This is a genomic window from Frankia sp. AgB32, from assembly GCF_023243045.1.
Taxonomy (GTDB): Bacteria; Actinomycetota; Actinomycetes; order Frankiales; family Frankiaceae; genus Frankia.
The window spans coordinates 1-21,055 of record NZ_JALKFX010000082.1 but is presented as its reverse complement, the minus strand read 5'-3'; the positions used below and the strand labels follow the sequence as shown (position 1 = coordinate 21,055).

The 21,055-nt window shown below is 72.0% G+C and carries 16 protein-coding genes; 10 read left to right on the top strand and 6 right to left on the bottom strand.

All coding sequences use genetic code 11. From position 1 onward, the window contains the following. Positions 1-169: 169 nt before the first annotated feature. Both MXD60_RS20140 and MXD60_RS20135 read right to left on the bottom strand, forming a co-directional pair. On the bottom strand, positions 170-2,152 hold the full coding sequence (locus MXD60_RS20140; protein WP_248820882.1) for a serine/threonine-protein kinase: 1,983 nt from the start codon (positions 2,150-2,152) through the stop codon (positions 170-172). A gap of 93 nt (positions 2,153-2,245) precedes the next feature. After that, positions 2,246-5,485 carry a serine/threonine-protein kinase gene (locus tag MXD60_RS20135; RefSeq protein ID WP_248820881.1) on the bottom strand — a complete coding sequence of 1,080 codons (3,240 nt, stop codon included), beginning with the start codon at positions 5,483-5,485 and terminating at the stop codon, positions 2,246-2,248. Between the two features lie 133 nt (positions 5,486-5,618). Between MXD60_RS20135 and MXD60_RS20130 the strand changes: the two genes are divergently transcribed. From MXD60_RS20130 to MXD60_RS20115, 4 genes are all read left to right on the top strand, one after another. After that, positions 5,619-6,074 (top strand): cytidine deaminase, encoded by a 456-nt coding sequence (locus tag MXD60_RS20130; protein ID WP_248820880.1) that lies wholly within the window; start codon positions 5,619-5,621, stop codon positions 6,072-6,074. After that, positions 6,071-7,375, top strand: a complete 1,305-nt coding sequence (locus MXD60_RS20125; RefSeq protein ID WP_248820879.1) for a thymidine phosphorylase — start codon at positions 6,071-6,073, stop codon at positions 7,373-7,375. The genes MXD60_RS20130 and MXD60_RS20125 overlap by 4 nt, the downstream gene beginning before the upstream one ends. Before the next feature lie 96 nt (positions 7,376-7,471). Beyond that, entirely contained in the window at positions 7,472-8,575 is a 1,104-nt protein-coding gene (locus tag MXD60_RS20120) for an adenosine deaminase (protein ID WP_248820878.1), read from the top strand. Continuing rightward, entirely contained in the window at positions 8,572-9,216 is a 645-nt protein-coding gene (locus MXD60_RS20115) for a DNA-3-methyladenine glycosylase I (protein ID WP_248820877.1), read from the top strand. Before MXD60_RS20120 ends, MXD60_RS20115 begins: the two co-directional genes overlap by 4 nt. 17 nt (positions 9,217-9,233) lie before the next feature. Here the strand turns inward: MXD60_RS20115 and deoC are convergent, their stop codons facing one another. Further along, complete coding sequence (gene deoC / locus MXD60_RS20110) at positions 9,234-10,001, bottom strand: deoxyribose-phosphate aldolase (RefSeq protein WP_248820901.1); 768 nt, start codon at positions 9,999-10,001, stop codon at positions 9,234-9,236. Between the two features lie 36 nt (positions 10,002-10,037). Here deoC and upp point away from each other — a divergent pair, with 36 nt between their 5' ends. After that, the gene (upp, locus tag MXD60_RS20105; protein WP_248820876.1) at positions 10,038-10,676 is read left to right on the top strand and encodes a uracil phosphoribosyltransferase; all 639 of its coding nucleotides are present in this window, start codon (positions 10,038-10,040) and stop codon (positions 10,674-10,676) included. Here upp and MXD60_RS20100 read toward each other — a convergent pair. Further along, positions 10,661-12,493, bottom strand: coding sequence for a phospho-sugar mutase (locus tag MXD60_RS20100; RefSeq protein ID WP_248820875.1), 1,833 nt, complete (start codon positions 12,491-12,493; stop codon positions 10,661-10,663). The genes upp and MXD60_RS20100 overlap by 16 nt on opposite strands. Further along, positions 12,493-13,305, bottom strand: a complete 813-nt coding sequence (locus MXD60_RS20095) for a purine-nucleoside phosphorylase (protein ID WP_248820874.1) — start codon at positions 13,303-13,305, stop codon at positions 12,493-12,495. Before MXD60_RS20095 ends, MXD60_RS20100 begins: the two co-directional genes overlap by 1 nt. A gap of 40 nt (positions 13,306-13,345) precedes the next feature. On the opposite strand from MXD60_RS20095, the gene MXD60_RS20090 reads away from it, so the two are divergent. The 4 genes from MXD60_RS20090 (at position 13,346) to MXD60_RS20075 (ending at position 18,354) form a co-directional block, all read left to right on the top strand. Further along, on the top strand, positions 13,346-13,735 hold the full coding sequence (locus MXD60_RS20090; RefSeq protein WP_248820873.1) for a hypothetical protein: 390 nt from the start codon (positions 13,346-13,348) through the stop codon (positions 13,733-13,735). A gap of 175 nt (positions 13,736-13,910) precedes the next feature. Continuing rightward, a complete protein-coding gene (aspS, locus tag MXD60_RS20085) occupies positions 13,911-15,731 on the top strand; it encodes an aspartate--tRNA ligase (RefSeq protein ID WP_248820872.1) in 1,821 nt (606 codons plus the stop codon). A gap of 164 nt (positions 15,732-15,895) precedes the next feature. Beyond that, positions 15,896-17,044, top strand: coding sequence for a glutamate--cysteine ligase (locus tag MXD60_RS20080; RefSeq protein WP_248820871.1), 1,149 nt, complete (start codon positions 15,896-15,898; stop codon positions 17,042-17,044). Positions 17,045-17,136: 92 nt separating this feature from the next. After that, positions 17,137-18,354 carry an amidohydrolase gene (locus tag MXD60_RS20075; RefSeq protein ID WP_248820870.1) on the top strand — a complete coding sequence of 406 codons (1,218 nt, stop codon included), beginning with the start codon at positions 17,137-17,139 and terminating at the stop codon, positions 18,352-18,354. 53 nt (positions 18,355-18,407) lie between these two features. Here the strand turns inward: MXD60_RS20075 and MXD60_RS20070 are convergent, their stop codons facing one another. Further along, entirely contained in the window at positions 18,408-18,848 is a 441-nt protein-coding gene (locus tag MXD60_RS20070; RefSeq protein ID WP_248820869.1) for a gamma-glutamylcyclotransferase family protein, read from the bottom strand. Between the two features lie 190 nt (positions 18,849-19,038). Between MXD60_RS20070 and MXD60_RS20065 the strand changes: the two genes are divergently transcribed. Continuing rightward, on the top strand, positions 19,039-20,520 hold the full coding sequence (locus MXD60_RS20065; RefSeq protein WP_248820868.1) for an NAD(P)H-quinone dehydrogenase: 1,482 nt from the start codon (positions 19,039-19,041) through the stop codon (positions 20,518-20,520). Positions 20,521-21,055 lie beyond the last annotated feature (535 nt).

The following is a 21,055-nucleotide window of genomic DNA, read 5'->3' as shown; positions in this document are numbered from 1 at the left end:
TCCATCAGATCGGGCGCGATACCGGGTGGCTTCGTCGCTCCGCGATGGGCCCGGACGGCCGCATTCGCGCTGTCCATATCGGCCGCGAGTCGACCGCGGTCAATAAATCATTTAAATCAATGGTCGACTCGGGGTGGGCTGGCCGGCGACGTCTCTTTCGTCCCCGCCGTTAGCCGTTCACGGGCGGTTCGGTGGTCGCTGGCGGCGGAGCCGGGGCGGTGGTCGGTGCCGGTTTGGTGGGCGGTGCCGGAGGCGTGGTCGTCGGCGCCGGGCGTGTGGGGGATGCGGACGTCGGCGTGGGCTCGCTGGGAGTCGGGGCTGCCGAGGTTGGCCCGGCGGTCGGCTCCTGCGTGGGCGTGGGGTTCGGCGGAGGCGGCGTCGTGGCCTGCGGCCGGCGGGTGTAACGGGGCGTCTCCGGCGTCACCACCAACGGCGCGCTGAACGCGGGCAAGGGCGTCGTCGTATGGACTCTGGTGGCCGATGCCGGCGGCGGGGTCGTCTTCTGTGCCGTGACGTCGTTGGGCTCGTTGGAGCTGCCGCCTCCGGACAGCGTCACGGCGAGCGCGATGGCCGCGCCCGCGAGGGCCGCCACCGCGCCGGCCACGATCGCGATCGTGCGCCGGCTGTCCCCCTTGTGCCAACCGCCGCCGGATCCCTCGTGCGTACCACGATGCTGCGGTTCGGCTCGTCGCCGGGCTTCGTCCAGCGGCACCAGCCCGGCCGCGTGGTCGTCGTCGAGCAGCCCGAACTCGGCCGCGACCAGCGGAGCGGTGCCGATCCGGGTCTCGTCGTCGGTGCCGCCGCGGGTCGGTCCCGAGCCCTGGGCGGCCGGCCTGATCTGGGTCAGCGCGTCATGATCGGCGGATGGCCTGGTCCGCGGTTGTGACGTGGGTGACGCCGCGCCCGCGCGGGGCGGCCACGGCTTGCCGCCGGTCGCGGGCGAGATCGCGGTCGCGTCCGGGGGGTCCATCACCGGGTCGGCGGTAATCTCCGCGTCCTCGGACAGGGAGGACGCCGCGCCCAGCGCGCCGGCCGCGGCCGGCTGCCCGGCGGGCGCCGGGGTCCCACCGGTGCCGGGACCGGTGGAGCGCGGACCGGTGGAGCGCGGACCGGTGGAGCGGACGCTGCGGCCGGACGGACCGGTGCGCGAGGGTGTCGGTCCGCTACCGGCGGCCGGGGCGTCCCGGTCCGCGGCGTCGTCGTCGAGATTCTCCAGGCCGACGTCGGCGGCGCTCGGCCCGGCGGAGTCGTTCTCCCCGCGGGGCCTCGCGTGCATCACCGATGCCGGGACCGGGTTCGCGTTGCGGGCGACCGGGATGAGACGCCGGCGGATCTCGGTGGCGTCCGGCCGTTCCTCGGCGGGGCGGTCCATCAGGTCGCTGAGCAGGTTGCGCAGGGGGCCGGCGAGCCGGAACGCGCGCCGGCGTCCCTCGACGACGGCGGTGAGCACCGCGTAGGTCTCCGGGCCTTCGAACGGGGGCTGGCCCTCGACGGCGGAGTACAGCGTCGCGCCAAGGCCCCACATGTCGCTGGCGGGGCTGCCGGACGAGCCCCGCACCCGCTCGGGCGCGATGTAGGCGGGGGAGCCGACGAGCGCGCCGGTTCCCGTGAGAGTCACATCGCCCTCGGTCGCGGCGATGCCGAAGTCGGTCAGGCGGACCCGGCCGTCCCGGCCGAGCAGGACGTTGCCCGGCTTCACGTCACGGTGCAGCACGCCGGCCGAGTGCGCGGCGGCGAGCGCGTCGGTCAGGGCCAGCCCGATGGCGGCGACCTGGTCGAACGGCAGCGGGCCGTGGGTGCGGATCACGTCGCCGAGGCTGTCCGCGTCGACAAGCTCCATGATGATCCAGTGCCGCTGGTGCTCCTCGACCACGTCGTAGACGGACACGATCGCGGGGCTGTGCAGCCGGGCGAGGGCGCGGGCCTCACGCAGGACCCGGGCCCGGATGGCGTCGCGCTCGTTCTGCGCGCCGGCCATCGGGACGAGGATCTCCTTGATGGCCACCGGCCGCTGGAGGAGTTCGTCCTCACCGCGCCAGACAACACCGGCTCCACCCCGCCCGATGGGCGTGTCGAGTCGGTAGCGCTGTGCTACGTAGCGGGGGGTGCCGTGCCGGTCGGTGTCCGAGGGCACGCTTGCCGATTTGGCCATCGTGTCAAGTCTGACAGACGGACGCATCTGCGTGCGCGACAGCCCGCGTGTTTTCGGCCGCCACGGACGTCGGAAACCCGACGAAAAGTGACATCACGGCCCGGGCCGGAAGGTTCCGAGGAGTTGGCGCAGCAATGGTTGATCCTGCAACCACAGATCGTCCCGGGTATGCCAGTAGAGCGCATATCCGTGGCCGTTGCGAATCGCACCCCGATTGAGCACATGCACCATGACCCCGTCCGACCTGCGGTACGTGAACTCCCAGTCGGCCTGGTTGGTGCCGTCTCCACCGTCGCTGGAAGCGAGTCGTACGCGCCGATAGTCCTGCACGCTCCGAACGAAACCGGCCTCGTTGCGTTGCCAGTCCACGATCGCAGAAGTGTTTGCCTGCCTGACGCTACCCACCCGCAGGAACGACCCGGATACCGGGTCCATGAAATCGACGTTACCTGGGCCGCCGGGGCCCGCCTGCCGCCGCCAGCCAGTGGGATAGGCCACAGACCAGCCGGCGTCGGGGTCGGTGTAGGAGGCCCACCCCGGCGGTGCGGGCGCCGGAACTGTGTCGTGCGCCACGGGAACCGCCGGGACGACCGCCGGATCCACCGGCTGGGCGCCGGCCGTCCTCCCGCCGCGCGGCTCGGCGTTCGGGCCGCTGGTCGGTGCGGCGACACGTCCGGCGGACGCGGCGTCCACCGAACCCGGCCTGCTGAGCACGACCAGCAGGATGATGGCCGCGGCGGTCACGAGGGCTCCGGCGACCGAGGCCACGGCGATCCGGCGCCACCGCCGGCGCGGCTTGTCGCCGGGCGCCGTCGCGCCAGGCTCCGCAACGGTCGGCGGACCGGCCGTGAGGGAGCCGGCGGCAGGTGGCGGCGAGGTCGGCGGCGGTGCGGTCCCGGCCGGGAGCCACGGCGAGGACTCCGCGACCTGCGCGGGGAAGGTGTCCGGGGTGGAGACGCCTGGCGGGGACGCGGCGCGAAAGGCCAGGGGCGGCGGCGAGGTCGACGCGGACGCCGTGATCGCGGGCCGCGCCCGCGGCCAGTGCTGCCCCAGTCGGCTGCGCGTGGGCAACGGCGGGAGGCCGTCCGCCGCCGGGGCTGTGACGGCGATCCCAAGGGCGGGCGGATCCGCCGTCAGTCCGCTGGCGGGAGTCGCCGCGTCTGTCTGGACCGCGCCGGCGGTCGGTGCCGACACCTTCCTGGCTGGCCTGGCGCGCTGCGGCAAACCGCTGTCCGGGCGTGGGCCGTCGGCTGTGCGGTCCGTCCCGGTCGGTTGACCGGAGCCGGGAGGCTGATCCGTCCCGGTCGACGCGGCAGGCCCGACCGGTGGGGAGCCGCCGGTGCCGCGGCGGACAAGCCGGGCGCGGGCCGGGATGCCGCCGAGTGCGCGCATCCGGTCCGCGTGGCGGATCCGTTCGAGGGGGCCGGTCGGCCGCGGGCGCGCTGCCTGACCGGCCGGTGTCGCCCCATCTGTCAGCGGAGGGTCGGTGTCGGGCTGATCGGCCAGCGCGCGGGCCGCATCGGCGCCGGGTGCCTCGGCGTGGGGGGCAGGGGAAGGCCCGGGGTCGGAGTCGTCGGGATCGGAGTCGTCGGGATCGGAGGCTGCGGCGGCCGCTTCCGCCTCGACGGGGCCCGCCGGAGTGGACCGGGTCGCCTCATCGGCGTGCGCCGTGGCTGCCTCCGGGCTCGGAGACCCGGGGTCGGCTGGGCCGCGTGGTGCGAACGTCTTGACGGCCTGTTCGGCCGTCTTCGCGGTGCTGGGCGTGCCGGCGCCGACGACGTGCAGCGCCGCGGTAGCGGCGGTGGCGAGGGTCGCCGTCGCGCCGATGACCGCCGCCTCCACGAGTGCGATGGCCGCGATCGTCGAGGCGGTTCCGGTCGGCTCCGAGTCTTCGGCACCGCTCGGCCCGGCGGGTTCTGCCGGCTCTTTCGCGGCTGCCGTCACCTCGACGGATTCCGGTGGTGTCGCGGCGGGCGGGCCGTGTTCCGCGTGGTCCGACCGGTCGGGAGATTCGCTTTCGCCGTGTTGTTCGACTGGCAGACGTTCATCGTCAGTGTTGTGCTTTGTTGGGATTTCCGCCGGCATCGGCGGCGTATGCGCCGTGTTCACATCGTTCGTGGCGAGGGATTCCATCAGGACGTCCGGTGTTGCGGCTTCAGGCGACACCGGCGGTTTCCCCACCGGGTCGGCGAGCGGCGGGGAAGGTGAATCGACGCCGGCCCCCTCGGACAGAGTCGGTGTCTCCCGGTCATCGGTCGCGGTGTCGCCGGCCCGCGCCGTCGGCGTGGCCGCGGTCTGTTCCGGGGCATGAACGGCGACCGTCGGCGCCAGCGAGGTCGCCGGGGCGATCGGCCCCGCCGGGAATGGTGCCACCTCGGCTGAGGCCGGCGGGGGCGGGGCGACCACGGCCGGCACCCGCGCGGATCGGTCCGACCGGAGGCCACGGGTGGTTCTGGCGCCGGACCGGGATGAACGGTGGTCGCCGGTGAGGTCGAGGATCTCGCGCAGCCGCCGCCGGACGAGCGACAACGGGGGTCGGCTGGTCGCCTGCGGTGCCATCAGATCGTCGAGCAGCGGCGCGAGCGGTCCGGCGAGCCGGAAGGGCTGGCGCTGCCCTCGCATGAGGGCACCGAGCACCGCGATCGGGTCCCCACCGCCGAAAGGTGGGCTGCCCTCGACCGTGGTGAACAGGGTCGCGCCGAGCGCCCAGCGATCACCGCTCGCGCTGCCCGCGTCGCCGCGGGCACGCTCGGGCGGCAGGTACGCGGGTGAACCGAGCACCATGCCCGTACTGGTGAGGCGGGGATCGCCGTGGCTGACCGCGATGCCGAAGTCGGTCAGCCTGGCCCGGCCGTCCGGCGTGATCAGGACGTTGCTCGGCTTGACGTCCCGGTGCACGATGCCGAGCCGGTGCGCGGCCTCCAGCGCGTAGGCGAGGCTGATGCCGACGCGACAGGTCTCGTCGACCGGGCGCGGTCCCTCACCGGTGATGATCCGGGACAGCGCTCGTCCCTCGACGTACTCCATGATGATCCAGGGCAGGTCGCCGTCGTCGATGACGTCGAGGACGCTCACCGCGCCCGGGTGCTGAAGCCGGCCGGCCGCGCGGGCCTCCCGCAGGACACGCTCGCGGGCCCGATCTCGCTCATCGGCGCTCCCGCTGATGGGGAGGCGGACCTCCTTGACGGCGACCACCCGCTGAAGCAGCTCGTCGGTGGCCCGGTGCACGACGCCGAAACCGCCGCAGCCGAGCACTCCGTCGAGCCGGTACCGTCCGCCGACGAGGGCCACTGACCCCTGCGGGCGGACGCTGTCCGGGGACTCGCCTGCCATCCCTTCGTCCTTCCGATCGCCGGTGGGGCTCGTGTCCATGGGATCACATCGCGGCCGGCGCGGGGTGATCGGGCATGCTGGCGACAGCGCCCGACCAGACCACGGACGGTGGCGCCGGCAGGGGGTCGAGGACATGGAACCGAGCGTGGACGACAGCGTCTGGCTGCGGTTGCGGGCCGCGGCGACCCGGGTCGCGCACAGTGCCTACGCGCCGTACTCCGGTCTGCGGGTGGGTGCCGCCGCGCTCGTCGTGGACACGACCGGGCGCGAGCCCTGGATCGTCGTCGGCTGCAACGTCGAGAACGCCTCCTACGGGCTCACGCTGTGCGCCGAGTGCGGCCTGGTGTCCGCGCTGCACGCCCGGGGCGGTGGCCGGCTGGTGGCCTTCGTCTGCGTCGCCGCGGACGGGAGCACGCTGGCGCCCTGTGGTCGGTGTCGGCAGGTGCTCCACGAACACGGCGGCGCCGAGCTGTTGGTCGCGACCGCGACCGGGCCGCGGCGGCTGGGGGAGCTGCTGCCCGGCGCGTTCGGCCCCGACGACCTGCCGGAGCCGGGTGCGGTCCCGGCTGGCGGGACCGGCGCGTCATGAGCGACGAGTTCGACGTCGTCGACCTGATCAGGGCCAAGCGGGACGGCCGGTCCCTGCCTGCCGCGGCCATCGACTGGCTGGTCGACGCCTACACCCGCGGGCGGGTCGCCGACGAGCAGATGTCCGCCTATCTGATGGCGGTCGTGTGGCGCGGCATGTCCCCGGACGAACTGGCCCGGTGGACCACCGCAATGATCGACAGCGGGGAGCGGCTCGATCTCGCCGACGTCGGCCGCCCGACCGTCGACAAGCACTCCACCGGCGGAGTCGGCGACAAGGTGTCCCTGGTACTGGTGCCGCTCGTCGCGGCCTGCGGGGTCGCTGTCCCGCAGCTGTCCGGGCGCGGTCTCGGGCACACCGGCGGAACACTGGACAAGATGGAGTCGATCCCGGGCTGGCGCGCCGACCTGCCGCTGGACCGGATGCGGCGCCAGCTCGCCGACGTCGGCGCGGTGATCTGCGCCGCGGGCACGGGCCTCGCGCCCGCCGACCGGCGGCTGTACGCGCTGCGTGACGTGACCGGCACGGTCGAGTCGATCCCGTTGATCGCTTCGTCCATCATGAGCAAGAAGATCGCCGAGGGCACGTCCGCACTGGTCCTGGACGTGAAGGTCGGCGCCGGGGCGTTCCTGAGTTCCCCGGACGCCGCCCGCGAGCTGGCCCGGACCATGGTCGGCCTCGGCACGGCGGCGGGCGTGCGGACCGCGGCGCTGCTGACCGCGATGGATCACCCGCTGGGGCGGACCGCCGGCAACGCCCTGGAGGTCGCCGAGGCGGTCGACACGCTGCGTGGCGGCGGCCCGGCGGACCTGGTGGAGGTCACGGTCGCGCTCGCCCGGGTCATGGTCGAGCTCGCCGCCGAGGCCGCGGGCCGGCCGGCTGACCTGCGGGATCCGGCCGAGGTGCTGGCGGCAGGTGGTGCGTATCCGGTGTGGAGGGCCATGGTCGCGGCCCAGGGCGGCGATCCGGACGCGGAGCTGCCGCTGGCGCCGACGGTCGAGACCCTTCCCGCACCGACGTCCGGGTTCCTGACCCGCCTGGACGCTCGGGGCGTCGGCGTCGCGGCGTGGCGGCTGGGCGCGGGGCGCGCCCGCAAGGAGGACGCGGTCTCGGCGACGGCCGGGGTGCGCTGGCTGGCGGGGATCGGCGATCCCGTCCAGGCGGGCGAGCCGCTGGTGGAACTGCACACCGACGACCCGGCCACGCTTCCCCGGGCGCGCGCGGCGCTCGCCGACGCAGTGGAGATCGGTCCGCGGCCGGCGCCGGCCAGCCCGCTCGTCCTCGAGCGCATCGGGGCCTGAACAGGGCGGACCGACCGCCGCCGCGGACCGGCGGGGTCGTCGACGCGGTTCTGTCGGACCCGTGGCCTACCGTCGGGCGGGAGACGGAGGGACACGATGACGAACGACGCCTCGCCCGGCCCGATCACGATCGAGCAGATCCGCCGGGTGCCGAAGGTCCTGCTGCACGACCATCTCGACGGCGGCCTGCGCCCGGCCACGGTGGTCGAGCTGGCCGACGAGGGTGGCTACCGGGACCTGCCGACCACCGACGTGCACGAGCTGAGCACCTGGTTCCGCGGCGGCGCGCACAGCGGCTCGCTGGTCCGCTACCTGGAGACGTTCAGCCACACCGTCGCCGTCATGCAGACGGCGGAGGCGATCCGGCGGGTCGCCCGCGAGTGCGCGGAGGATCTCGCGGCCGACGGGGTCGTCTACGCCGAGGTGCGGTTCGCCCCGGAGCTGCACGTCGGGCGCGGCCTGTCGCTGGATGGGGTGGTCGAGGCCGTGCTCGATGGGTTCCGGGCCGGCTGCGCGGGCACGTCGCTGCGCATTCGCGCGCTGCTGACGGCCATGCGCCACCAGGCCCGCTCGCTGGAGATCGCGGAGCTCGCGGTCCGCTGGCGCGACGCCGGCGTGGTGGGCTTCGACATCGCCGGTGCCGAGGCGGGCAACCCGCCGACCCGGCACCTGGACGCCTTCCAGTACATCCAGCGGGCCAACGGCCACTTCACGATTCACGCCGGGGAGGCGTTCGGGCTGCCGTCGATCTGGGAGGCCGTCCAGTGGTGCAACGCCGACCGGCTCGGCCACGGCGTGCGCATCATGGACGACATCACGGTCGATCCGGACGGCAAGGCCACGCTCGGCGACCTCGCCAACTACGTGCGCGATGTGCGGGTGCCGCTGGAGATGTGCCCGACCTCCAACGTGCACACCGGCGCGGCGCCGAGCATCGAACGTCATCCGATCGCCCTGCTGCGGGCCCTGCACTTCCGCGTGACGGTGAACACCGACAACCGGCTGATGAGCGGGGTGTCCCTGGCCAGCGAGTTCGCCACGCTCGTCGACGTCCACGGCTACGGGTGGGCCGACATCCGGTGGCTGACGCTCAACGCGATGAAGTCGGCGTTCCTCCCGTTCGACGAGCGGCTCGACCTCATCAACAACGTCATCAAGCCGGGCTACGCCCCGTACGTCCAGGAGGAACTCGCCCGATGAGCGCGACCGCGGTGAACGAGGACGGCGCCCCTGCTCCGGCGCGGCCCGCGGTACCGGCGACCGGGGCCGGGGCCGTGGTGGGCGCGGACGGGCGGGCGCGCTGCCCCTGGGGTCTGTCCGCCCCGGAGTACGTCGAGTACCACGACCAGGAGTGGGGACGGCCCGTCCGGGATCCGGTGGGGCTGTTCGAGCGGGTGACCCTGGAGGCCTTCCAGTCCGGGCTGTCCTGGCTGACGATCCTGCGCAAGCGGCCGGCGTTCCGGGCCGCCTTCGCCGGCTTCGACCCGGCCGTCGTCGCGGCGTTCGGTCCCGCCGACGTCGATCGGCTGCTCGGCGACGCCGGCATCGTGCGTAACCGGCGCAAGATCGAGGCCACCATCGTCAACGCGCGGGCCATGCTGGCCCTCGACCGTCCGCTGACCGACGTCATCTGGGCCCACCAGCCCGCGCCCGGGCCGCGTCCGGTGACGCTCGCGGACGTGCCGGCGACGCCCCCGGCGTCGGTGGCGCTGGCGAAGTCGCTGCGCGCGGCCGGGTTCGTCTTCATCGGTCCGACCACGGCCTACGCGCTCATGCAGGCCTGCGGCCTGGTCGACGACCATCTGGCCGACTGCTGGGTACCCGCCCTGCCGGTCGGGTGAGGGCGGCGCCGGTCGGCTCAGACGGGGAAGCCGGCCAGCACCTGCGCCGACGCGGACAGACCCAGCCGTGTCGCGCCGGCCTCGATCATGGCGGTGGCCTGCTCGGCCGTCCGGATGCCGCCGGAGGCCTTGATGCCCAGACGCCCGCCGACGGCCTCGGCCATCGCCCGTACGGCGCGCACGCTGGCTCCACCGGCCGCGTGGAAGCCGGTCGAGGTCTTCACGAACTCGGCCCCACCGGCCTCGGCCGCCCGACAGGCCGCGATGATGTTCGCGTCGGGCAGCAGCGCCGTCTCCAGGATCACCTTGAGGATCACGTGCGGCGGCAGCGACAGCCGGACCTCGGCGATCTCGGTCTCGATCGCCCGCCAGTTCTCGTCCATCGCGTTCGCGATGTCGATCACCATGTCTATCTCGGAGGCGCCGTCCGCGTACGCCCGGCGGGCCTCCTCGGCCTTGATCACGGTAAGGTGATTGCCGTGCGGGAAGCCGATCACCGAGGCCACCGCGAAGGCGGGCTCGTCCTGCCGCTCCCGCCGGGCGCTCGCCGCGGCCAGGTACACGTGGGTCGGCGCGACGCACACGGCGCCGACGCCGAGCCTCGCCGCCTCCGTGCACAGCGACAGCACCTCCTCGCCCGTCGCCGCCGGCGCCAACAGGGTGTGATCGATGATCCGGGCCACGTCCGCCCGGCGCAGCGCTCCGGCCGCCGCCGGCGTGGAGCCGTCCGCGGATCGCGCGGCGGAGCGGTCGGGTCCGGCGGGAACGGATGTCATATCTTCCATCATTGCCGACCAGCCCCGGGTTCGAGGAGTCAGTCCATGCAGCTGCACGTCGTGGACCATCCCCTGGCCGCCTCGTCGCTCACCGTGCTGCGCGACGAGCGCACCCCGCGCTCCCGCTTCCGGCCGGTCCTGCACGACCTCGCGACGATGCTGGTCTACGAGGCGACCCGGACGTTGCCGATCATGCCGGTGACCGTCACGACGCCGCTGGCGACGACCACCGGCGCGCGCCTCGCCGCCGAACCGGTGGTCGCCCCCGTGCTGCGGGCCGGCCTGGGCATGCTGCCCGCCGCGCTCGGGCTTCTCCCCGAGGCACACACCGCCTTCATCGGGCTGGCCCGGGACGAGTCCACCCACCGCCCCACCGTCTACCTCGAAGCGGTCCCCGCGGACCTCGCCGGCCGGCCGGTGCTGCTGCTCGACCCGATGCTCGCCACGGGTGGCTCGGTGCTGCACTGCCTGCGGCTGCTGCTCGGCCGGGGGGCCCGGGGGATCATCGTCGTCTCGATCGTCGCCGCCCCCGAGGGCCTGTCGGCGCTGGAGGCGGAGCTGCCGGCCGAGGCGGCGGCCGAGCTGACGGTGGTCACCGCGGCGGTCGACGAGCGACTGAACGACATCGCCTACATCGTTCCCGGCCTCGGCGATGCCGGCGACCGCCTCTACGGCGAGATGTGAGGCGGTCCCGCCGGGGACAGCAGGTCGCGGACGCCCGCGGTGAGCTCGGACAGCCGGTGCTCGGCCCGGGCGCGGGCGGCCGCGCCCGCTGCCCGCGCCCCGTCCGGGACCCCCTCGACCACCTCCAGATAGACCTTCAGCTTCGGCTCGGTCCCGCTGGGTCGGAAGATCACCCGGTCGTCGTCGACGAGGAGCACGAGCACGTCGGACACGGGCAGCGCCTCGGCCGGGCCGACCCTGCCGGCCGTCTCCCCGCGGAGCACGTCGCGCCGGCCCGTCACCAGTCGGCCCGCCAGGCGGTCCGGCGGGGTCGCGCGCAGCCGCCGCATCGCCGCCGTGATCCCCGCGGCATCGGGGAGGCGGGCCGAGTACGCACCGGTGGTGTGCACGCCGATGCGGGCCGCCAGGTCGTCGAGAAGATCGGTCAGGGTCTTCCCGTGGCGTCGGGCCGCCGCCGCGACAAGGGTGACGGCCAGCGCGGCGGTGATGCCGTCCTTGTCCCGGACGAGCTCGGGGACGAGGGCGTAGCCCAGGGCCTCCTCGTAGCCGAAGACGAGTCCCGGGTCCGCCCTCATGATCCATTTGAAGCCGGTGAGGGTCTCCCGGTGGGCGACCCCGGCCTGTCGTGCCAGCGCCCGCAGGCCGCGGGAGCTCACCAGCGTGGTCGCCACGGGACCGGGCCGCCGGCGCAGGACCTGGTCGGCGAGGAGCAGCCCGACCTCGTCACCGGTCAGCAGCCGCCCGCCGACGGCGACCGCGCACCGGTCGGCATCCGGATCGGTGGCCAGCACGAGGTCCGCGCCGATCCGGGCACCGAGCGCCAACGCCCGGTCCATGGCACCTGGCTCCTCGGGATTCGGCCAGCGGACGGTCGGGAAGTCGGGGTCCGGCGCGGCCTGCTCCTCGACGGGCGTCGGCGCGGTGAGCCCGGCGGCGGCGAACACCGCGTTGAGCACCCGCGTGCCGACTCCGTGCAGCGCGGTGTACGCGACGACGGGAGCGCTCGGCGGCGGGCTGGTCGAATCCGCGGCGCCACCCGTCCGGTCGGGCGGCGGCGGCATCAGGTCGAGGACCGCCGCGGCGGCGGCGTGCACGTAGTCCGTGACGATCTGGTCGTCGAGGCGGCGCCAGGAGTCGGCGAGCGGGATCGCGATCGCGGGGCCGACGGCGGCGATCCGCCGCTCGATGTCGGCGTCCAGGGGGGCGACAAGCTGGGCGCCCCGGCCCGGGTCGGAGTCGTCCCCGCCGACGTAGACCTTGTAGCCGTTGTCGCTGGCCGGATTGTGGCTCGCGGTGACCATCACCCCGGCGTCGGCGCGCAGCCGGCGGACGGCGAAGGCGAGCACCGGGGTCGGCAGCGGCGCGGGCAGCAGCAGTGCCCGCAGCCCGGCGCCGGCGAGCACCCGGGCCGTGTCCACGGCGAACGCCGCGCTGCGATGCCGCGCGTCGTAGCCGATGACCACGAGCGGGGTACCGGTCGGCGGATCCGCGTCCGGCGGCGGAACGGGCGGGCGGGCCACGCCTGGCGCCACGCCGTCCGACGACGTCGCGGCCCGCAGCCAGTCGGCCAGTCCCGCGGCCGCGCACCGCACGACCGCCGTGTTCATCCCCCCGGGACCGGCGCGCAGCGGTCCGCGCAGACCGGCCGTGCCGAACCGAAGCGGTGCGCGGAAGCGGTCGTCGAGGTCCGCGAGCGCCGCCGGGTCGGCGACGGCTGCCGTGCACAGCCGGGTCAGTTCGGACCGGTCCGCCGGGTCGGGATCGTCCGCGAGCCATTCCCGGACCCTGGCGGCGAGGGGGTCGGGCAGCCCGGTCATCAGAACCGCAGGACGATGTCGGCGAGGAGGCTGCCCATCCGCCCCGCGGCTGCCGCCCCCGCGGCCAGCACCTCCAGATGATCCAGCGGCTGCCCGGTCATCCCGGCGGCGAGGTTGGTCACCAGCGAGATGCCCAGCACCTCCGCCCCGGCGGCCCGGGCCGCGATCGTCTCGTGCACCGTGGACATGCCGACGAGGTCGGCGCCCAGGACCCGCAGCATCCTGATCTCCGCCGGGGTCTCGAACTGTGGTCCGGGCAGGCCCGCGTAGATCCCCTCGGCGAGGCTCGGCTCGACCTCGCGGGCCAGCCGTCGCAGGCGCGGGGAGTACGCCTCGGTCATGTCGGTGAACGCCGGCCCGACCAGCGGCGATCGCCCGGTGAGATTGAGATGGTCCGCGATGAGCACCGGCTGGCCGACGGAGAGGCCCTCGCGCAGCCCGCCGGCGGCGTTCGTCAGGACGACCGCCGCCGCCCCGGCGGCGCACGACAGCCGCACCGCGTGCACCACCCGGGACAGCTCGTGCCCCTCGTAGGCGTGCACCCGGCCGAGGAGGACGAGCAGCCGGCGTTCCCCGAACCGCAGGGAGCGGGCGGCCGCATGGTGGCCCGGCACCTCCGTGCGGGGCGGGAACCCGCCGAGTCGGTCGAACGCGATCTCGACGGCCTCGTCCGCGCGCTCGGCCAGCACGTCGGCCGCTGGTCGCCAGCCCGAACCGAGCATGATCGCCACGTCGTGGCGCTCGGCTCCGGTCAGTTCCGCGAGCCGAGCGGCCGAGGCCGCCGCGTCAGGCTGCTCCCCTTGCTCCCGCACGCGGCGACTGTACGGGGTGCCCGGGGGGAGACTGGCAGGTGTGCCCGTGTTGCCGTCCCGCCGCCAGCTCCCGTCCGTCCCGTTGGAGTCGGGTGAGTTCACCGAAGTCGTGCTGCGTGGCCGGCTGTCCGATCCGGCGGGCGTGGGTCGGCTCACGGCGCGGGTGGAGGCGTTCGTCGGCCATCGGGTCGGCGCGTCCCGCTGGATCATGCTCACCGATCGACGGCTGCTCGTCCTCGCCCCGTTTCCCCGCGAGGGTGACTGGTTCGACGTCGTGTTCGACCGGCGGGAGGTGAGCGCGTCGCGGGGCGTCAAGCACGGTGATGTCATCACCGTGGAGCTGAGCACCCCGCGGGGCCGCCAGACCCTGCGCGTGCCGGCCCGGTTGCGCTCGGAGGTCGGCCGGTTCATCCGGGCGTTGCGTCGCTGACGCCTGGCCCCCGGGTGGCCTGACCGGTCCGTCCCGGCGTGGCGGCCGATAAGGTCGGGACGGGATCCCGCGGCGGGCGTGACGATGTCGCCACCACACGGGCGAATGTCGCCGCCAGACAGGCGAAACTCGCGCCAGGCGGGCCGAACCGGACAGCGATGGGAACGACGGACCGATGACTACAACCCAGCCGGCCACCGGCGAGCTACCGATCCCGGGCCCGGGGGGCTCCCCGGTCGGGGGGCGCACGGCGATGCGCACCCATCTGTGCGGTGACCTGCGGGCGGAGCACGTCGGCCAGACCGTCTCGGTGTGCGGTTGGGTGGCGCATCGCCGCCAGCACGGGCAGGCGCTGTCCTTCGTCGACCTGCGGGACCACTCCGGGCTCGTGCAGGTCGTCGTCGACGGGTCCGTCGACGTCCGGTCCGAGTACGTGCTTCGCGTCACCGGCACCGTCGTCATCCGGCCGGAGGGCACGGCGAACCCGGCTCTGGCCACCGGCGAGATCGAGTTGCGGGACTGCGCGGTCGACATCCTCTCGACCGCCATCCCGCCGCCGTTCCCGCTTGACGTCCGCGCCGACGCGGTCGATGAATCGACCCGGCTGGCCTACCGCTACCTCGACCTGCGCCGGGAGCGGATGCAGCGCAACCTGCGCACCCGCTCGGCCGTGCTCCTGGCGATGCGCGCGGCGCTGGCTCCCCTGGACTTCGTCGAGGTGGAGACGCCGCTGCTGATGCCGTCGACGCCGGAGGGCGCGCGGGAGTTCATCGTGCCGTCCCGGCAGTTCCCCGGCAGCTTCTACGCGCTGCCACAGTCGCCGCAGCTGTTCAAGCAGCTGCTCATGGTCGGCGGGACGGACCGGTACTTCCAGTTCGCCCGCTGCCTGCGCGACGAGGACCTGCGCGCCGACCGGCAGTACGAGTTCACCCAGCTCGACCTTGAGATGAGCTTCGTCGACCAGGACGACGTGCTCGACGTGGTGTCCGGCGCGGTGCTCGCGGCGGCGCGGGCGGCGACGAGCGATCCGGTGCCGCCGATCGAACGGATCACCTGGCACGAGGCGATGAACCGGTTCGGCGTCGACAAACCGGACCTGCGCTTCGGCATGGAGCTCGTCGAGCTCACCGCGATCTTCGCCGCCAGTGGCTTCAAGGCGTTCGCGGGAGCGCCCGCGATCAAGGGCATCCGGGTGCCCGGTGGCTCGGCGACCCACAACCGGCGCCGGCTCGACGATCTCACCGACCGGGCCAAGTCACTCGGCGCCAAGGGGCTCGTGTGGATGCGGGTCGGTCCCGGCGGCGAGCTGGAGTCGCCGGTGAAGAAGTTCCTCTCACCCGAGGAGCTCGCTGGCATCGTCGCGGCCACCGACGCCGTCGACGGTGACCTGCTCCTGCTGGTGGCCGACGAATGGGCGACCACCTGTGAGGTGCTCGGGCAGCTGCGCAACGATCTCGGGCGTCCGCCGGCGGGGCAGGGTCCGCTGCGGTTTGTCTGGGTCGTCGACTTCCCCTTGTTCGTCGGGGTTGACGCGGCCACCGGACGGCCCAAGCCCGGCCATCATCCTTTCACCCGGCCGCATCCTGATGACCTGGACAAAATGGAGTCCGATCCGCTCGCGGTGCGCAGCCGGGCCTACGACCTCGTGCTCAACGGATGGGAACTCGGCTCCGGTTCGATCCGGATCCATGAAAGTGCGCTACAGCAGCGGATATTCGGCCTGCTCGGGATCACGCCCGAGGAGGCGAACGCCCGGTTCGGTTTCTTTCTCACCCCGTTCGGGTACGGTGCGCCGCCGCACGGTGGTTTCGCGGTCGGCATCGACCGGCTTGTCGCCATTCTGGCCGGCGAGGAGAACATTCGCGAAGTCATCGCGTTCCCGAAGACGCAGTCCGGACTCGACCCGCTGACCGGAGCGCCGACCCCGGTGACCGATCGTCAGCTTCGTGAGCTCGGAGTTCGAGTGATCGCCGAGGCTCCGACCGCGGCCTCCTGACCGCTGCCGGCGCCTCCTCGGCGCGCCCACGGAGTTCCTCAGTGCTGCGGGTACCGGGTGAATAGCGACGGAGCAACAGGGGTACTGACCTCCTGCTGTCCGTGAGCCAGCGGCACGGTGACGGCCGTCCGACGCCGGCACCGGTCCCGACCCGAGGAGCCCGAGTGCAGATTCCCTTCTCGTCGTCGACGACGTCCAGTCTCGGAATCGAGTGGGAACTGCAGCTTGTCGATCTCCGGACGCGGCAGCTTCGCGGCGACGGGAGCGTGATCCTCAAGGAGCTTCAGGCGAAGGTCGGCGATCGGGAAGCGGCGAAGGCGAAACACGAGCTGTTCGAATCGACCATCGAGGTCATCACCGATGTCTGTGGGTCGGTGGGCGAGGCAACCGCCGATCTTGCTGGCACCGTCTCGCTCATCCGGGACCTCGCGGAGCGTCGCGGCATCGGGCTCATGTGCAGCGGAACCCATCCCATCAGCGACTACAACCACCAGCAGATCACCGAGGACGGTCGATACACCCGGCTGGTCAGTCAGATGCAGTGGCTCGCTCGGCGCCTGCTGATTTTCGGGGTGCATGTACACGTCGGGGTGCGTTCGCCCGACAAGGCCATGCCTATCGTGAATGCGTTGATGGCCTACATTCCCCATTTTCTGGCGTTGTCTGCGTCGTCGCCCTACTGGCTCGGCGGCGAGACCGGCCTGGCGTCGTCGCGTTCCCAGGTCTTCGCGAGCCTGCCGACCGCCGGGCTGCCTTATCCGCTGGAGGACTGGCCCGGATTCGAATCCTTCATGGAGACCCTCGTCACCTCCGGCACGATCGAAACGATCAGGGAGGTCTGGTGGGACATCCGGCCGCATCCCAACTTCGGCACCGTGGAACTGCGGATCTGTGACGGACTGCCCACGCTGCTGGAGGTCGGCGCTGTCGCTGCCCTTGCCCAGTGCCTGGTGGACCGGATGAACACGCAGATCGACCGCGGCTATCGCCTGCCGAGACCGCCGCGGTGGCTCGTACAGGAGAACAAGTGGCGGGCGGCTCGCTACGGACTGGACGCGCAGATCATGGTCGACGGCCGCGGTGCGGTGCGACCGGTACGGGACGATCTGGTGGACCTGGTGGAGGACCTCCACCCGGTCGCTCGGCGGCTCGGCTGTGATCAGGAGTTGTCCGACGTCCTCGTCATCCTGGAGACCGGGGCGAGCTACTCGCGTCAGCGGGCGGTCGCCCGGCGGGCCGACGGAGATCTTCAGCAGGTGGTCGACACCCTCCTGGCCGAGATGAACACCGGCTATCCGGCCAATGAGCCGTAGCTTTCATGGGAGGAGCGTTTCGAAAATCGTTGTGCGCCGCCCGAGGTGATCGTCGGTTCGGGTGCCGCCCGTGGGAGGAGCCTGGCCGGCCGATGGAGGCGAACGAGACCGCTGCGGTGGCCGGCTGGGTGACCGACCACGAACCTGAGCTGATTGCCCTGCGCCGCGATCTGCACGCGCATCCGGAGCTTGGCCGCCAGGAGCGGCGCACGGCGAGCAAGATCGAGGCGAGGCTGCGCTCCGCCGGCCTGTCGCCCAGGTTGTTGCCGGATGTGCCCGGGATGTGGTGCGACATCGGCGCCGGCCCGGACGGGAATCCGGTGGGGCCGGTGGTCGTGGTGCGGGCCGACATGGATGCCCTGCCGCTGGCGGACGTGAAGGACGTGCCCTACCGTTCCACCGTTCCCGGCGTCGCACATGCGTGTGGCCACGATGTGCACACTGTCGTGGCGCTCGGCGCCGGGCTCGCGCTCGCCGACCATGCCAGGTCCCATCCCCTTCCGGGAACGATCCGCCTCGTGTTTCAGCCGGCGGAGGAACTCATGCCGGGTGGCGCGTTGGACGTCATCGACGCCGGCGTGCTGAAGCCGGTGTCCGCGGCGATTGCCGTGCACTGCGATCCGGCTCTCGACGTGGGCACCATCGGCCTGCGGACCGGCCCGATCACCTCCGCCGCCGACGCGATCGAGATCACGATCGCGGGGCCTGGCGGCCACACGTCCCGGCCGCAGAACACGGTGGACCTGATCTACGCCATGGTCCGGCTGGCGGCCGATCTGCCCGCCGCCCTGGGTCGGCTGGTCGATCCGCGCTCCGCGCTGTCGTTGGTCTGGGGGCAGGTGCAGGCCGGCACCGTCGCCAACGCCATTCCCCGGACCGGACAGCTGCGTGGCACCCTGCGCACGTTCTCCCGAGAGACCTGGGACACGATCCCGGCGCTCGTGACCAGACTCGCCGAGCAGCTTGTCGCGCCCTACGGTGCTCAGATCGTCGTCGACTACCGCCGGGGTGTGCCGCCCGTTGTCAACAACGGGGAGGTGGTGGACGCCTTCCGGAGCGCCGTCGACAGTGCGTTAGGGCACGCTGCGGCGACCACCGTCGCCCAGTCACTGGGCGGCGAGGACTTCGGTTGGTACCTCAATCACGTCCCCGGCGGACTCGCGCGGCTGGGCACCCGCGTACCTGGCGGCCCGACGCACGATCTTCACCAGGGCACCTTCGATGTGGACGAACGGGCGATCGGCGTCGGGGTGCGTCTGCTCGCCGGAGCTGCGCTCGAGCTGTTGCGTCATCCTCCAGCCAACTCCTGACCGCTGGTTGCGGTTGCCGGCGGGTTGGGATCTGGACGGCGCGACGCGCGCGGCTACGCGGTGGGCCGTGAACGAAGCTCCTCGATGTAGTCCGCCGGGGCACCGGCCTTCTCCGCCGAGTCGGCGATCATGTCCAGGTACCAGCGGGACGGCAACCCGCCTTCGTACGAGTTGAGAATGTATGTCCAGGCCAGGGCTTCACCATCCAGGGTCGACACCCGAACCCGGATGCGGGTGTACAGGCCGGTGTCGGCACCCTCCCAGATGTCCAGACGCTCGAGGTCGTAGCGGTCGAGATCGTAGAGAAGTACGTAGGCGTGGGCGCCCGGCGACTCGACGATGGTGGCCAGGGCTCCGTCCCAGCCGACGTTCTCGCCGCCGAAGGTCAGCCGCCAGCCGTTGATCCAACCGGTACCGGTGACGGGCGAATGGGGAGTCCGCTCCTTCATCTGCGCCGGATCGAGATTGCCGGCGTACGCCGCGTACAAGGTCATCGTGATCTCTCGGGGTGACGGTGCGTGGCTATGACAACGCGTTTCTGGTTGACAATGGAGGAAGGGTGATGCGTATTACATCCCACCTGTTACCTCCGTAGGCGATCCTACGGAGCTCTCCGCACCGGGAGGAGAGCAGACTTCGGTACGGGGGAAGATAAAAGGAGGAGTTATCAGATCGGGAGGACACGTGACGCGCATCGTCATTCTGGGCGGCGGACCAGGCGGGTACGAGGCGGCCCTCGTCGCGGCATCGCTGGGCGCCACCGTCACGGTCATCGACTCGGACGGGGTGGGTGGCGCGTGCGTGCTAACCGACTGTGTCCCTTCCAAGACGTTGATCGCGACGTCCGAGACGATGACAAATCTCGCACTTGCTCCCGGTCTGGGGATCCGACCACACGGCTTCGGTGCACCCGGTGAGGCGGCGCTGCCCGCCGTCGCGTGGGGCATGTCCAGCGGACCGGAGGCCGACGGCCCTGCTCTCACCCCGCCCGAGGTCGTCGGCGTCGATCCGGAGCAGGTGTACGAACGTGTCCGGGAGCTGGCCAAGGCGCAGTCCATGGACATCGAGCATCGTCTGGAACGGGAGAAGGTCGAGGTCGTCCACGGCCTGGGGCGCCTTGTCGGGCCGCACGCTGTCGAAGTGAGCACGGGCGACACCTTCGTCGGGGATGTGATTCTCATCGCGACGGGGGCCACGCCGCGTAATCTTGCCTCGGCCGAGCCGGATGGTGAGCGCATACTCACATGGCGCCATCTATACGATCTTAAAGACATTCCGGAACACCTCGTGGTCGTCGGCTCGGGGGTGACCGGAGCCGAGTTCGCGAGTGCCTATCGTGCGTTGGGCGCCGAGGTCACGCTCGTGTCGTCCCGTGAGCGGGTGCTGCCCGGAGAGGATCCGGACGCCGCCCGAGTCATCGAGGATGTGTTTGTCCGCCGCGGGATCGAGGTGCTCAACCGTTCGCGAGCGGCGTCCGTGCGCCGGATCGGCGACGGAGTGATCGTCGAACTCACCGACGGCCGGACAGTAACGGGTAGCCACGCTCTGATGGCGGTTGGCTCCGTGCCTCGGACGAAGGGGCTCGGACTGACCGATGTGGGCATCCGCCTGCGGCCAGGTGGGCACGTGAACGTGGACCGGATGTCCCGAACCTCTGTCCCGGGGGTCTACGCAGCGGGTGACTGCACCGGCGTCCTGCCGCTGGCGTCCGTCGCGGCAATGCAGGGTCGCATCGCAATGTGGCACGCCCTCGGCGAGGCGGTCAGCCCGTTGCGTCTGGGCACGGTGTCCTCCAACATCTTCACCGAGCCGGAGATCGCGACGGTCGGCGTCACGCAGGTGATGAAGGACACCGGCGCGGTGGCGGCCGAAGTGACGACCGTGCCGCTCTCCCGTAACCCGCGCGCGAAGATGATGGGCATCGAGGACGGTTTTGTGAAGCTCTTCTGCCGGCCTGGTAGCGGGAGCGTCCTCGGTGGAGTTGTCGTGGCTCCGCGTGCCTCCGAGCTCATTCTTTCTGTGGCGCTCGCTGTCGAACACGGACTCACGGTCGATCAGATCGCGCATACGTTCTCCGTGTATCCATCGCTGTCCGGATCGATAACCGAGGCAGCTCGAGTGCTGCGGCCACGGGACTTCTTCGCTGGCTTCGACAACCCTGTGTGAGCCGCTCAGCATAGGTCCTCCCCGGTGGGCAGTCGAATCAGGGGCATGCGTCTGGTGGTGCCGAGTCCCGCTCCGAGTTCTCCTCGCTTGCGCCTCCGGTAGTGGGATGCGGCTGGGATGAGAGTAGGTCAGGTTCAGCGCCAGATCCATAGCTGATCCAGGTGGAGATGCAGACTCGAGGTTCGGGTCGCCATTTCTTCGAGGAATTTCGCGTTCTGGTGCGGGACCGGCTCTGGCATGGCAGCGCGGCGCCATCTTCTTGGATCAGCGAAGGTGCGGGCGACACGCACTTGGCACGGTGGGCGACGTTCGCTATAGTTCGAACATGCGTTCGTGCGAATGAGATGATCGAGATCGACGCTGCGGTATCGAGAAGGTCATCTACTTCTGACGTTAAATCATTCTAATATTTAGTAGAAGTAAGGCAGGTGCCGTGGACCCGTTTTCTGACCCTGCGGCAATGCCACTCGGTTAAGGAGGAGGGGTGTTCGTCCATCCCGACACGCCAACACCCGATCCCTTTCTGGTCAACTTT

Excerpts from the sequence above, each read along its gene's own strand:
- aspS (WP_248820872.1), top strand. The coding sequence starts at position 13,911 with ATGACTACAACCCAGCCGGCCACCGGCGAGCTACCGATCCCGGGCCCG.
- MXD60_RS20125 (WP_248820879.1), top strand. The coding sequence starts at position 6,071 with ATGAGCGACGAGTTCGACGTCGTCGACCTGATCAGGGCCAAGCGGGAC.
- deoC (WP_248820901.1), bottom strand. The coding sequence starts at position 10,001 with ATGGAAGATATGACATCCGTTCCCGCCGGACCCGACCGCTCCGCCGCG.
- MXD60_RS20120 (WP_248820878.1), top strand. The coding sequence starts at position 7,472 with ATGACGAACGACGCCTCGCCCGGCCCGATCACGATCGAGCAGATCCGC.
- MXD60_RS20130 (WP_248820880.1), top strand. The coding sequence starts at position 5,619 with ATGGAACCGAGCGTGGACGACAGCGTCTGGCTGCGGTTGCGGGCCGCG.
- MXD60_RS20140 (WP_248820882.1), bottom strand. The coding sequence starts at position 2,152 with ATGGCCAAATCGGCAAGCGTGCCCTCGGACACCGACCGGCACGGCACC.
- upp (WP_248820876.1), top strand. The coding sequence starts at position 10,038 with ATGCAGCTGCACGTCGTGGACCATCCCCTGGCCGCCTCGTCGCTCACC.
- MXD60_RS20070 (WP_248820869.1), bottom strand. The coding sequence starts at position 18,848 with ATGACCTTGTACGCGGCGTACGCCGGCAATCTCGATCCGGCGCAGATG.
- MXD60_RS20075 (WP_248820870.1), top strand. The coding sequence starts at position 17,137 with ATGGAGGCGAACGAGACCGCTGCGGTGGCCGGCTGGGTGACCGACCAC.
- MXD60_RS20115 (WP_248820877.1), top strand. The coding sequence starts at position 8,572 with ATGAGCGCGACCGCGGTGAACGAGGACGGCGCCCCTGCTCCGGCGCGG.
- MXD60_RS20135 (WP_248820881.1), bottom strand. The coding sequence starts at position 5,485 with ATGGCAGGCGAGTCCCCGGACAGCGTCCGCCCGCAGGGGTCAGTGGCC.
- MXD60_RS20100 (WP_248820875.1), bottom strand. The coding sequence starts at position 12,493 with ATGACCGGGCTGCCCGACCCCCTCGCCGCCAGGGTCCGGGAATGGCTC.